A 13400-nucleotide genomic window follows, 5' to 3' on the forward strand; every position below is an offset into this window, starting at 1 on the left:
TTTATCATGGCTGTAAAAGTAGGTATAAATGGATTTGGCCGTATAGGACGTAATGTATTTCGTCAGGCACTTAAAAATAATGAGGTAGAAGTTGTAGCGGTTAATGATTTAACAGATGCTAACATGCTAGCACACTTATTAAAATATGATTCTGTTCATGGTGTTTTAGAAGAGGAAGTTACTGTTAATGGAAATAATATTGTAGTAGGCGGTAAAGAAATTCAAGTAATGGCAGAACGTGATCCTGCTAATCTTGGATGGGGAGACCTTGGTGTAGAAGTAGTTATTGAATCTACTGGTCGCTTTGTAGATCGTGAATCTTCTCAAAAACATATTGATGCTGGAGCGAAAAAAGTTATCATTTCTGCACCTGCTAAAAACGAAGATATTACAGTAGTAATGGGTGTTAATCATGATCAATATAATGCAAGTGAACATCATATTGTATCTAATGCATCTTGTACGACTAACTGCTTAGCTCCATTTGCTAAAGTACTTAACGATAGCTTTGGAATTAAGCGCGGATTGATGACAACAATTCATGCATATACAAATGACCAACAAATTCTTGATTTACCACATAAAGATTATCGTCGTGCTCGTGCAGCAGCTGAAAATATCATTCCAACAACTACTGGGGCTGCAAAAGCAGTTTCCTTAGTATTACCAGAACTAGAAGGTAAATTAAATGGTATGGCTGCTCGTGTACCAGTTCCAGACGGTTCTTTAGTTGATTTAGTAGTTGAATTAGATGAAAATGTTTCTGTTGAAGATGTAAATGGAGCATTTAAAGCAGCAGCTGAAGGTGAATTAAAAGGTGTTCTTGAATACAGTGAAGCACCATTAGTATCAAGAGACATTGTTGGAAACCCTCATTCTTCTATTCTAGATGGTCTTTCTACAATGGTAATGGAAGATAACATGGTAAAAGTAGTTTCTTGGTATGATAACGAAATGGGTTACTCAACTCGTTGTGTTGACTTAGCTGCATATATTGCAAAACAAGGACTATAAGGGAATTTAGTTTGAAGGAGGAGGGGATATTCCTCCTCCTTTTCTCTTGTTTTTCATTTGTTTTGCAAGTAATCGGCAGTATGAAGACCGATCAATAGGAAACTCTCCTCTTTGATAAAAGGTTCACTTTCTATATAATGATTAACAAGGAACAATTTGGGAAGCCTAAATGACATATTTTACATATTTGGGAGGAAATCAATAATGAATAAGAAAACGCTGCAAGACCTAAACGTCAAAGGAAAGAAAGTCTTCTGTCGTGTAGATTTTAATGTCCCAATGAAAAACGGTAAAGTAACGGATGATACAAGAATAAAAGCTGCTTTACCTACAATTAACTATTTGACAGACCAAGGTGCGATTGTTATTTTGGCAAGCCACTTAGGTCGCCCAAAAGGTCAAGTTGTAGAGGAGCTACGTCTTGATGCTGTAGCAAGTCGTTTAAGTGAATTGCTAGGTAAAGACATTGTAAAAACAGATGCTGTTTATGGTAGTGAAGTAAATGAAGCAATTTCACAGCTTTCTGATGGGGATATTCTGCTAATTGAAAATGTGCGATTTGAGGCAGGAGAAACTAATAATGATCCAGAACTTGCACAAGCATTTGCAGATATGGCGGATTATTATGTAAATGATGCCTTTGGTGCAGCCCACCGAGCACATGCTTCTACGGCAGGTGTTGCTGAAAAACTACCAGCAGCTGCTGGTTACTTAATGGAAAAAGAAATCGCTGTTTTAGGTAAAGCATTAGCGGATCCTGAACGCCCATTTACAGCTATCATTGGTGGAGCAAAAGTAAAGGATAAAATAAATGTTATTGATAACTTATTAGATAAAGTAGATAACCTAATTATAGGTGGTGGATTAGGATATACCTTTATTAAAGCGCAAGGACATGAAATTGGAAAATCTCTTTTAGAAGAAGATAAAATAGAGCTTGCAAAAGAGTTTATGAAAAAAGCAGAAGAAAAAGGTGTTAACTTTGTTCTTCCAGTAGATGCTGTTGTAGCAGATGATTTTTCTGAGACAGCAAATACTAAAATTGTAGATATTGATCAAATTCCTGCTGATTGGGAAGCATTAGATATTGGTCCCAAGTCCCGTGAAAAATACAGCCAGATCATTGCTGAATCCAAGTTAGTTATTTGGAACGGACCGATGGGTGTATTTGAATTGAACGCCTTTGCTGGTGGCACTAGAGAAGTTGCGGAAGCTTTAGCTAATACTGAAGCTTATACTGTAATTGGTGGAGGAGACTCTGCTGCTGCTGTAGAAAAATTCGGTTTTGCTGAAGACATGGATCATGTTTCTACTGGTGGTGGTGCATCACTAGAATTCATGGAAGGTAAAACTCTTCCAGGTGTAGATGCACTGAACGATAAATAAAATTTGAGGTGATATGATGCGTAAAAAAATAATTGCTGGAAATTGGAAAATGAATAAAGTGCTCTCCGAAGCAGATCAATTTGTTACAGCTGTATCGGATAAAGTTCCAAATAGTGACAAAGTGGAAGCCATTGTTTGTGCACCATTTCCATATTTATCTGCATTAGTGGAGAAAACGAAAGGTACAAGCTTAAAAGTAAGTGCTCAGAACATGCATTTTGAAGAAAATGGTGCATTTACTGGTGAGGTTAGCCCAGTAATGTTAAAGGACATTGGCGTATCACACGTTGTTCTAGGACATTCTGAACGTCGTGAATATTTTGCTGAAACAGATGAAACGGTAAATAAAAAGACACATACTGCTTTTAAGCATGGTTTAACTCCGATTGTTTGTGTAGGTGAAACACTTGAGCAACGTGAAGCGAACGAAACAGAAGGTCTAGTAGAAACTCAAGTGAAAAAAGCATTAGATGGATTATCTGATGAGCAAATAACACAAACCATCATTGCCTATGAGCCAGTTTGGGCAATTGGCACAGGAAAAACAGCATCAAGTGAAGATGCAAATAAAGTATGTGCACACATTCGTAACGTAATTAAGGAAGTGGCATCAGAGTCCGTTGCGGAAAAAGTTATTATTCAATATGGTGGAAGTGTAAAACCTGCCAATGTTGATGAACTATTAGCACAATCTGATATAGATGGTGCATTGGTTGGTGGAGCAAGTCTAGAAGCTGATTCGTTCTTACAGCTTGTGGAGGCAGGAGCAAAATGAGTAAAAACAAATTAGCTGCATTAATAATTCTGGATGGATTCGCTATCCGCGATGAAACGATGGGAAATGCAGTAAAACAGGCGAAAAAACCAAATTTTGATCGCTACTGGGAAACCTACGCACATAATCAATTACGTGCGAGCGGAAGTGCTGTCGGGCTTCCGGAAGGTCAAATGGGAAATTCGGAAGTTGGTCACTTAAATATTGGTGCTGGTCGCATTGTGTATCAAAGCTTGACTCGCGTTAATTTATCGATAGAAGAAGGCGAATTTTATGAGAAAGAAGCTTTCTTAAAATCAATTACCAAAGCAAAAGAAAAAGGAAAAGCGTTGCACATTTTTGGACTGCTTTCAGATGGCGGGGTTCATAGTCATATTAGCCATCTATTTGCTTTACTAAAATTAGCAAAAGACCAAAATCTGGAAGAAGTGTATGTCCATGCGTTTTTAGATGGAAGAGATGTTGGTCCAAAAACAGCGAAAACTTACATTGAACAAACAGAAGAAAAAATGAAAGAACTAGGCGTCGGAAAAATCGCTACCGTTTCTGGTCGTTATTATTCCATGGACCGTGATAAGCGCTGGGATCGCGTGAAAAAATCGTATGATGCGATGGTTCATGGTGAAGGGCCTACCTACAGTAGTGCAATGGAAGTTGTCGATGAATCTTATGAAAATGACATTTATGACGAATTCGTAATTCCTTCTGTCATTACCGATGAAAATGGTTCTCCAGTTGGAAGAGTAAGAGATGAAGATTCTATCATTTTTTACAATTTCCGACCAGATCGTGCTATTCAAATTTCACGAACTTTTGCTAATGAGGATTTTCGTGATTTTGATCGAGGAACGAATCCACCAAAGGATCTAGATTTTGTTATGTTAACAAACTTTAGTGAATCTGTTGATGGATATGTTGCGTATGAGCCAGCTAATCTGGACAACACTATTGGAGAAGTTCTTGCTCAGAACAATTTAAAACAATTGCGTATTGCTGAAACGGAAAAATATCCCCATGTTACATTTTTCATGAGTGGCGGCCGTGAAGCAGAATTCCCTGGTGAAAAGCGTGTGTTAATAGACTCACCGAAAGTTGCAACGTATGATTTAAAACCTGAAATGAGTGCGTATGAAGTAACAGATGCTTTGTTAAACGAACTTGATTCTGGTGAACATAATGCCATCATATTGAACTTTGCTAATCCAGATATGGTGGGTCATTCCGGCATGTTACAACCTACAATTGATGCTATTGAAGCAGTTGATGAATGTCTTGGTAAAGTTGTAGAAAAAATATTAGAATTGGATGGAACAGCTATTATTACTGCAGATCATGGGAATTCTGATGAAGTGGTGACTACAGAAGGTGACCCAATGACTGCACATACAACGAATCCAGTTCCAGTCATCGTTACAAAAAATGATGCAGAATTACGAGATGGTGGAATTTTAGCGGACTTAGCACCTACTATACTTGATTTATTAGGTGTCGACCAGCCGAAAGAAATGACAGGAAAATCATTAATTAAAAAATAATTTTAATAAAAGCACCCATAAAAAGGAGAGATTTTAAATGCCATATATTACAGATGTTTATGCTCGTGAAGTATTAGATTCCCGTGGTAACCCAACAGTTGAGGTGGAAGTATTTACAGAATCAGGCGCATTTGGTTCTGCATTAGTGCCAAGTGGTGCTTCTACTGGTGAATATGAAGCAGTAGAATTACGTGACGGAGATAAGAGCCGTTACTTAGGTAAAGGTGTAGAGAAAGCAGTTAACAACGTAAATGAAGTAATTGCTCCAGAATTAATCGGTATTGATGTAACACGTCAAAATATTATCGATGCGTTAATGATTGATTTAGATGGCACAGACAATAAAGGGAAACTAGGTGCTAACGCTATTCTAGGTGTTTCTATGGCTTGTGCACATGCTGCTGCAAGTTACCTAGAGATTCCGTTATACAACTACTTAGGTGGCTTCAATGCCAAAACGCTTCCAACACCAATGATGAATATCGTAAATGGTGGAGAGCATGCGGATAATAATGTTGATATTCAAGAATTCATGGTAATGCCAGTTGCAGCACCAACTTTCAAAGAGGCGCTACGTACAGGTGCTGAAATTTTCCATTCCTTGAAAAACGTATTAAAATCAAAAGGTTATAACACCGCTGTTGGTGATGAGGGTGGATTTGCACCAAACTTAGGTTCTAACGAAGAAGCATTACAAACAATTGTGGAAGCAATCGAAGCTGCTGGTTATAAACCAGGTGAAGAAGTAAAACTTGCAATGGACGTTGCTGCTTCTGAAATTTATGAAGATGGTAAGTACAACTTAAAAGGTGAAGGTGTTGTACGTACTTCAGAAGAAATGGTTAACTGGTATGAAGAAATGATCAATAAATACCCAATCATTTCAATTGAAGATGGCCTAGATGAAAATGACTGGGAAGGTTTCAAACTGCTAACAGAGCGTCTTGGTGACCGTGTACAGCTAGTTGGTGATGACTTATTCGTAACAAACACAGCAAAACTTTCTCAAGGTATTGAACAAGGTGTTGGTAACTCTATCTTAATTAAAGTTAATCAAATCGGCACACTTACGGAAACATTTGAAGCTATTGAAATGGCAAAGCGTGCTGGTTATACGGCAGTTATTTCACACCGTTCTGGAGAAACAGAAGATGCAACAATTGCTGATATTGCTGTTGCAACGAATGCAGGACAAATTAAAACAGGTGCACCATCACGTACAGACCGTGTAGCGAAATACAATCAATTACTACGTATTGAAGATGAATTAGCTGGTATGGGTGAATATGGTGGATTAAATTCATTTTATAACTTAAAAAATAATCAATAACCAAACTTAAAATGAGTAATTAAAAGTAACGGCCTCTTCTCGTGACGAAGAAAAGGCCGTTATTGTTTACGTAATAATTTTAAAACTAATTACTCAATTACACCTGTTTCCGTTAACAGAACTTTGGTATTAACAGTAATAGTAATATTAGGGTATGTTTCTTTCCACTTTTTAGAATCCCAGTTTTTGGTGTGACTTCTTACTTTTTCTCCTAACCCTAATGGATCTGTTTCTAATTCTTGAAACGTTTTAATCATGTCTTCTGCTTGAGATGTAAATTGTTCTTCTGTTTTTTTGATAATCTTGTCCGCTGTTTTTTTATCAATCTTCCCCCCTGAATATTCACGAATCATGCCTTCGATATTTAAATTAATTGTACATTCTTGTGGGTTTTTCATATTATCAAATTTATATGTCCGTTTACTTTTAATTTTGTGTAATAAGGCATATTCTTCTTTATCCATTTCTATCGTGATATTGTCTTGAGTTGTCGTTGTGTCCATTAAAGATTTAAAAATAAAAAGCATTTCTTCAGGAATTTCTCCAACTAATTTGTCATCTTTAAATAAGGCATTGCCAATAATTTTCACATCATCGCTAACCTGTTGCAAAATTGGTACAAAAGGGTCTTTACCTTCAGCGTAATAAGAATTCAAAAAATCATGTAGGTTTGTCTGAGGAAGAGATCCAATTTTAATGTTTTGTTCAATCATATCAGAAATGTACATGCCGTTATCCTGTGAACCATATTGATATTGTAATAATCCTTGGACATCATCACCAGTAACAGTTAAAAATACATTTGAGCCAACTGTAGGATCTCTAAAAAAAGAATCTAAATAGGGCATTAATCCTTTTTCAGAAATCTCTTTACTATAAAGTAACACTTCTATTTTTCCACTCACATATGGTCTAGATGTTGCATTATTTAATTTATCTCGTGCTTCTTTGCTGAGACGTGCGGTTTCGGTGCTTGTGTCATTAGTAATGGATTTGTCCGGCATAAAAATAGGCGCAACGCCTGTAACTTGAATTTCTTCATCTCCTACTAATTCAAAACCAATAGCAGTTGCTATACGGACATCATCAAGTATTTCTTTGTTTACACAACCGGAAATTATTACCGATATTAAAAGTATTACCCATATAAGACGAGTCAATGTTTTTTACCCCTCCTTTTTCGAAAATACGTAACCACTAATAAAATTGGAAGATAACAAGTTATTAAATAAAAACCTATATGAGATACATAGTCATTTAGAACCTCAATTTGTTCACGTTTTCTTATCATATAGACAAGGAAAAGACTGATTATTAACATTCCTATTAAAGCTTTTCGTTGACTGAATCTGAATAACTGTCTCATTCCACGAGAAGCTGCCCAATAAGCTAAGCAAATATTAGGTAGAATAATTAATGCCCATGAAGAGATTCCAACGTATTCAAATCTCTCAACAAAAGGTAACTCAACTGATTTCCACATGGTTAAAGTGGGCCAATTATGTCGTAATAAATGTTTGTTAGTAAAGTAAGCAAGAGACAAAATCATGATTCCTAAATAAATTAACATGGTGATGAAATTACCTCCATGCACCCACATTTTTGATTTATTAGCCTGTTTTAAATAGGGATAAAACATAAGTAACGTACTAAAACCTAAATAGCTTAGCGACATGTCTTTTGATGCAAGAAGGATTTCAGTTGTTGAATGATCCCAAATGGGAAGGATATTCCGAAACTCTGTTTGACCTAATGGATAGAATAGCGTTAATAATAGATAAGCTGGAATTACAATTCCTAGGAAACTTATCCCAGTAACGACTCGAAAACCACCAACAACGATATAATAGACTAAAAGTAGGAAAACCAAGGTAAAGAATATAACACTAATATCTTGGAACATCCATACTTGTATGACTTCTACATAGGATCTAATCACGATTAGCCCAATGGACCAATAATATAAAATCCACACAAGGCTGAATAAACCACCAATCCATTTTCCGAATACATCGTAATGAATCGTAATTAGATCCCCATCTCCGAATTTTAGGATTTTAAATATAAACCATATAGATATATGGATGATTACTCCGCCAAAGATCACAGCAATCCAAGCATCATTTCCGACTCTTTCAACAATTTTCCCTTGAAAACTTAATATACCAATGCCAAACTGTATGGAATGAATTAGAAAAAATGCTAGAAACGGAGAAATCATATACCTTTCACTAACAGTCCGTTGCAATTTCCTCAATGAAATCCCTACTCATCAATTTCTTTTTTATCTTTCGCTTTTTTAGGATTAAAGCGCATCGTGTCTTCTGTCTGTAATTCAACTGGCCTTTTTGATTGAAAAGATAAAGGCAATCGAATAAAGGCATCTTTTAAATCTTGTATTCGAGGTGGATATAATGGTTCTAAAAATGGTCTTCCTAAAGATGTCAATCGTAGTAAATGACCGAGTACAAAACAAAAACATACTGCAACACCTAGTAAACCCCATAAATGCCCCATGAACAAAAATGGAAAACGAATTAATCGAATGGTATTACCCATTTTATATACAGGTGTAGTAAACGATGCTAGGGCTGCTAATGCAACTATAATTAATAGAACATTACTAGTTAATCCTGCCTCTACAGATGCTGTTCCAATAACGATACCGCCAACGATACCGATTGTTTGTCCAACTTTGGTCGGTAGTCGAGCACCGGCTTCTCTTAATAACTCAATAGCCAATTCTAAAAATATCGCTTCTAGTATTGGTGGAAGTGGTATTTCTCTTCTACTAGTAACTAAAATTCCTAGTAAATCTTTAGGAATTAATTCATAATGATACGTTAAAACTGCTACATATAAAGGTGTAACTAATATAGAGAACATGACGGCAAATAATCGAATAAGTCGAAAAAAGGAAGCAGTAATCCAATTTAAAAAGTAATCCTCAAAAGCTGAGAAAAATTCTACCAGTGTTGTTGGAGCTATTATGGCATGCGGAGCTCCATTGACAATAATCCCTACTTTTCCTTCAGTTAGAACGGATGCCAATCGGTCTGGTCTTTCAGTATCGATAAGCTGTGGGAAGGGGGAGTTTCTATTATCAGAAATTAACTGAGTAATATAAGAACTATCATTAATAGTATCTATTTCAATATCTTTGATTCTTTGTATTACGGTATTAAGGTTTTCTTTATTCGTAAGGCCTTCAATCGAAATTACGGCAACCTTTGTTTTTGAAAGTTTACCAACCTGAAACTCATCTAATCGCAACTCTGGTATGGGAAGTCTTTTACGTACTAAATTTATATTTGTATCTAATGACTCAACAAATGCTTCCTTCGGTCCAACAACACTAAATTCAACTTCAGGTATGGATACTTCACGTGCTTGCTTTAATTCAGCAGTGATTAATACCGCTTCTTTACTTTTTTCATTTAATTTAATAAGAACAGAACCGGTTAAAATCTTATTTTCAATTTTTTTAAGATCTTTCGTTATTTCAATTTTTTCTATAGGTAGACTTGCTTTAATTTTTTCTAGCGTTGTTATAGATTCATCGTTTAAGTAAGGAAGTATATCACGATGAACAATTTTCGAATCAACTAATGTTTTAAAGTAATAGCAATGAATATTTTGTGCGCCTTTGCCATGAACAAAATAAATAAAATCCTTCGACATCTTCATCTGTTCGAGGAGGCTATCTAACGTTTGATCGAGTTCAGGATCCTTTTCCTGTTTTGTTGATTTATTTCCTTTTATTGAAAACCACTTGAGAAAATTCATTAAACTCACCTTGCTACATATAAAATAAGATATCTTATAAAGTTTGTGTAGAATTTGCCTATTTTATCCAACGTTACTTGTTTTTTTATATTTTACATATTTCTCCTAGCTGTTTTCTGCTTTCTGATTTTATAGGTGAAAAGTTATCATTTATGGGGAAAACGCATAGGACAAAGTTTTTAAATAATAAATAATAAATATAAATACAATAAATTTTATGAGGTGATTTTTTGGCGCAAAAAGTATTAATTTTTGCTGATGTTGGTATTGATGATACGATAGCACTCATTTATAGTTACTTAAATGAATCTATAGATATTGTTGGAATAGTTGCGGACTATGGAAATATTCCACGGGAGAATGCGATTGCCAATATAGAATATGTCCGAAGTTTATTTGAATCGGAGGAAATTGCTAATATAACGGTTATTGCCGGAGCTGAAATCCCAATGACATCTGAGATTCCGGAGTTTGTTCCAGAAATTCATGGAGAATACGGCCTCGGCCCAATTACGCCACCAACTGCCGGGGAAGATGTTACCTTTGAAAACTTTTTTGAAATTGTTAGTATCATCGAGGAATATGAAAATGAATTAATAATTGTTAATATCGGGAGATTGACTTCTTTAGCTACGATGTTTCTGTTATATCGTGAAACGATGCAAAATATTAAAGGCTATTATATTATGGGAGGGGCGTTTTGGGTACCTGGTAATATTACAGCTGTTTCCGAAGCAAACTTCCATGGTGATCCTGTTGCTGCACAGATTGTTATGACTTATGCAGAAAAAGTGACTATCATTCCTCTCAATGTGACCGAATATGCCATTGCAACCCCACAAATGGTGAACTATATCGATCAAGTTGGAGAAATTAGTCTTGTTAAGCCTTTAATTGATTACTATTATGATTTTTACAAGCAGAGAAACCCAAATTTGCAAGGAAGTCCGCTACATGATGTTTTAACTCTAATGGCAGTCATTCGTCCAGATATGTTTTCCTTCCAAAACTTACCTGTTCAAATTGTTCAGGCAACTATTGGAACGGAGCGGGGACAAAGTATTGCTGATATCAGACCTTTCGGCAGCTTAGAGGAGGAAACAGAGGTAGAAATAAAAAGACATCGAATCGCATTTAGCTTCGAATATCAAAAGTTTTATGAGGATTTTATGTCTGTGATGACTAAGAGGATCTAAGGACACAGGTGGGACGCATATCAAATCGTACAGTCAGCTCATACGCCACTCTATTTATGAAATCTGTTACTATAAAAGGAAGAGATCGTCAGTAGAAGGAGAGAGAAACCATGACTGTATTAAACACGATAAAGAATCGGAGATCGATCCATAATTTTAAGGAAGAGTTGGTAGATTTAGAGATGTTAAAGGAAATATTCACTTATGGCTCCTATGCACCATCACACTATATGAAAGAGCCTTGGGAGATAAAATTATTTCAGGAGGATGGGAAAGTACAGTTTGTACATGCAATAATAGAGAGCTACCAACGATTAGGTATGATAAGAAATGATGAAGAACCTAAAACAATCAAAATGAAAGATTCCATGAAAAAGTTTCTACTGTCTATTCCTCATCATGCGCTCATTTATTTCCAAAAAGAAGCAGATCCTGTTCGACAAGAGGAAGAATATGCTGCTGTTTGTGCCTTTATACAAAATTCCCAATTGGCAGCTTGGGAATATGGAGTAGGAATGTTGTGGACGATAACCCCTTATATGCAAGATCCAGAATTCTATCGTGCAGTGGATTTACATGCAGCGGAAGTAAAAATCGCTGCAGTAATGCAAATCGGATACCCAAAATCTATCCCGCGGGATAAAGGTAGAACGCCGATAGAGGAGAAGCTAGAGATTATTGAATAATGTTTGTCCTGTCGTGTAGGTGACAGGACAAAGGCATCGAAAAATAGCAATAGATCACGCTTTATATTATTGTTGAATCTCTTTTAGGATAAAACTCTTCATATCCACAAATCGTGGATATGTCGGTCTCGAACGGGTTCCTGCAATTACCAGTGGTACTAATGATTCCTGTTTGTGTAGGGAACCATGTGCTGCTCCACTAAGATGGAATGGTGTGGATTGGGCTTTAAAATCACAGCCTGGTTTGGCATTAACCACAATGAAACGACCAGAATGGGAATGCAGGGCACTATAAACCCTAGCTAAAGCATCGGGATAGTTTCCGTATAATACTTCTTTATCTTCTTTCACATGCAAATCTAGAAGCTCGGGATTTCCTTCAATACGCCATGTTTGCTTATACATATCTGTATACTCCCCATTTGGACAATAGCTTAATGTTCCCTTTTTCATTCCGGATACTACATGAACGGAGTCCTTTTCCTTCCAAGCAATGATATCGATCCGTTGATCATTTTTTAATTGTTCAGCAATAGCTGAGAGCGTAAGATTATCGTTTAATACGTAAATATAAGCCATACGCTGATTTACACATAGGACAAGCTGATCTTTTTTTTGTACGGGTCGCTCCAGTCGAGCTATGCGAAAGTTTTTTAGTATCTTTCGTAAATCAATAATATATTTTCGGTAATTGGTTCCTGTGGCAGAATGACCATTATCACCAATAACCATCCATATATTTTGGTTGAGAGCTTCTTGCCAGCTTGGATATAGATTTAAAGTTTTTTGAATCTCCTGATCAATTTTGGTTATTACTTTTATATCCGTCGGTCCTTTAAAATGGATTCTAGTGTCCATATCCTGAAATATGCAGAATGTGAACCCCGGAAGTTTGTTTTTTCGAATTAAATAACGTAGTTCACGAGCTGTATATTTATAATTTCCAGCAGCAATTTGTGTCGGAAAACTCCTTGTCCGAAGTTTGGAAAAGACTCCTAAAGAGAAAATAGATGTACCTTTAGTTGTCCATTCTCCGTCTTCGAAGCGGGTCAACGTGCTGAGGAGACGAGGAACATGCATTCTTGTTGGTGTATTCCCACGATACACAAATGAATTAATAGATGCAGAAGGGATTCCCATGTCAGCCAAATCCTCATAGATCGTAGAAACTTCACTGCTCAATTGTTCGTTATTCAGTCGGTAGAGCATGTTATGGGAGGTTCTCTTCAGTCCTAGCCTGAACGTTTCACGAAAACCAGTCCCGTAGTTAATGATTTCTTTTCTGGAATGATCAAACCAGTTTAAGCCTGGGATGTGGTGTTTGTCAGCATATGTACCTGTTAATAGCGTGCTGTCAATCGTTACTGACATTGTTGGAAAAGAACTGACCATGTTAGAAATATAATTGCCGTTTTCCATTAAAAATTGTAGAGCAGGAGCTTTCCCTGTTTGGACAGCTCGCTCTAGTGGTTCAGGCATTAGTGAATCGATATTTAGTAAGATTACTGGTTTTCTCCATTGCGTATTATTATTCATGCTGTCATCCTCACTATAAATTACAAGCTAGTTACAAAAAAATAATTAACAACATTTTCCCACAATAACCGCTTATTATTCATGAATGAACCAGCTCTATTGTAACAAAAAGCTGTTTTTGTATACTTTGATCTAACCACTGTAAACATTCTTTGT

Annotated in this window: 11 protein-coding genes; 7 read left to right on the forward strand and 4 right to left on the reverse strand. The window is 36.2% G+C overall.

Annotation, left to right across the window (positions count from 1 at the left end):
- The first annotated feature begins 6 nt into the window (after positions 1–6).
- The 5 genes from gap (at position 7) to eno (ending at position 6040) form a co-directional block, all read left to right on the forward strand.
- Complete coding sequence (gene gap / locus ACFSTA_RS15265; RefSeq protein ID WP_377557653.1) at positions 7–1014, forward strand: type I glyceraldehyde-3-phosphate dehydrogenase; 1008 nt, start codon at positions 7–9, stop codon at positions 1012–1014.
- Positions 1015–1218: 204 nt separating this feature from the next.
- Entirely contained in the window at positions 1219–2400 is a 1182-nt protein-coding gene (locus ACFSTA_RS15270; protein WP_377557654.1) for a phosphoglycerate kinase, read from the forward strand.
- A gap of 16 nt (positions 2401–2416) precedes the next feature.
- Positions 2417–3175 carry a triose-phosphate isomerase gene (tpiA, locus tag ACFSTA_RS15275; RefSeq protein WP_377557655.1) on the forward strand — a complete coding sequence of 253 codons (759 nt, stop codon included), beginning with the start codon at positions 2417–2419 and terminating at the stop codon, positions 3173–3175.
- Positions 3172–4710 (forward strand): 2,3-bisphosphoglycerate-independent phosphoglycerate mutase, encoded by a 1539-nt coding sequence (gene gpmI, locus ACFSTA_RS15280; protein WP_377557656.1) that lies wholly within the window; start codon positions 3172–3174, stop codon positions 4708–4710. The genes tpiA and gpmI overlap by 4 nt, the downstream gene beginning before the upstream one ends.
- A gap of 37 nt (positions 4711–4747) precedes the next feature.
- Positions 4748–6040 (forward strand): phosphopyruvate hydratase, encoded by a 1293-nt coding sequence (eno, locus tag ACFSTA_RS15285; RefSeq protein WP_377557657.1) that lies wholly within the window; start codon positions 4748–4750, stop codon positions 6038–6040.
- An 89-nt stretch (positions 6041–6129) separates the two neighbouring features.
- Here the strand turns inward: eno and ACFSTA_RS15290 are convergent, their stop codons facing one another.
- From ACFSTA_RS15290 to ACFSTA_RS15300, 3 genes are read right to left on the reverse strand one after another with little or no spacing between them, the layout of a single operon-like run.
- Positions 6130–7200 carry a Ger(x)C family spore germination protein gene (locus ACFSTA_RS15290; protein ID WP_377557658.1) on the reverse strand — a complete coding sequence of 357 codons (1071 nt, stop codon included), beginning with the start codon at positions 7198–7200 and terminating at the stop codon, positions 6130–6132.
- Positions 7197–8297 (reverse strand): GerAB/ArcD/ProY family transporter, encoded by a 1101-nt coding sequence (locus ACFSTA_RS15295; RefSeq protein WP_377557659.1) that lies wholly within the window; start codon positions 8295–8297, stop codon positions 7197–7199. The genes ACFSTA_RS15290 and ACFSTA_RS15295 overlap by 4 nt, the downstream gene beginning before the upstream one ends.
- Positions 8298–8305: 8 nt before the next feature.
- A complete protein-coding gene (locus ACFSTA_RS15300) occupies positions 8306–9826 on the reverse strand; it encodes a spore germination protein (RefSeq protein WP_377557660.1) in 1521 nt (506 codons plus the stop codon).
- Positions 9827–10056: 230 nt separating this feature from the next.
- Here ACFSTA_RS15300 and ACFSTA_RS15305 point away from each other — a divergent pair, with 230 nt between their 5' ends.
- Both ACFSTA_RS15305 and ACFSTA_RS15310 read left to right on the forward strand, forming a co-directional pair.
- The gene (locus ACFSTA_RS15305; protein ID WP_377557661.1) at positions 10057–11022 is read left to right on the forward strand and encodes a nucleoside hydrolase; all 966 of its coding nucleotides are present in this window, start codon (positions 10057–10059) and stop codon (positions 11020–11022) included.
- Positions 11023–11132: 110 nt separating this feature from the next.
- Complete coding sequence (locus ACFSTA_RS15310; protein ID WP_377557662.1) at positions 11133–11708, forward strand: nitroreductase family protein; 576 nt, start codon at positions 11133–11135, stop codon at positions 11706–11708.
- 66 nt (positions 11709–11774) lie between these two features.
- Here the strand turns inward: ACFSTA_RS15310 and ACFSTA_RS15315 are convergent, their stop codons facing one another.
- A complete protein-coding gene (locus tag ACFSTA_RS15315; RefSeq protein ID WP_377557663.1) occupies positions 11775–13244 on the reverse strand; it encodes an alkaline phosphatase family protein in 1470 nt (489 codons plus the stop codon).
- Positions 13245–13400 lie beyond the last annotated feature (156 nt).

The organism is Ornithinibacillus salinisoli (assembly GCF_042684965.1).
GTDB classification, from domain to species: Bacteria; Bacillota; Bacilli; order Bacillales; family Amphibacillaceae; genus Ornithinibacillus; species Ornithinibacillus salinisoli.

Excerpts from the sequence above, each read along its gene's own strand:
- gap (WP_377557653.1), top strand. The coding sequence starts at position 7 with ATGGCTGTAAAAGTAGGTATAAATGGATTTGGCCGTATAGGACGTAAT.
- ACFSTA_RS15270 (WP_377557654.1), top strand. The coding sequence starts at position 1,219 with ATGAATAAGAAAACGCTGCAAGACCTAAACGTCAAAGGAAAGAAAGTC.
- tpiA (WP_377557655.1), top strand. The coding sequence starts at position 2,417 with ATGCGTAAAAAAATAATTGCTGGAAATTGGAAAATGAATAAAGTGCTC.
- gpmI (WP_377557656.1), top strand. The coding sequence starts at position 3,172 with ATGAGTAAAAACAAATTAGCTGCATTAATAATTCTGGATGGATTCGCT.
- eno (WP_377557657.1), top strand. The coding sequence starts at position 4,748 with ATGCCATATATTACAGATGTTTATGCTCGTGAAGTATTAGATTCCCGT.
- ACFSTA_RS15300 (WP_377557660.1), bottom strand. The coding sequence starts at position 9,826 with ATGAATTTTCTCAAGTGGTTTTCAATAAAAGGAAATAAATCAACAAAA.
- ACFSTA_RS15310 (WP_377557662.1), top strand. The coding sequence starts at position 11,133 with ATGACTGTATTAAACACGATAAAGAATCGGAGATCGATCCATAATTTT.
- ACFSTA_RS15315 (WP_377557663.1), bottom strand. The coding sequence starts at position 13,244 with ATGAATAATAATACGCAATGGAGAAAACCAGTAATCTTACTAAATATC.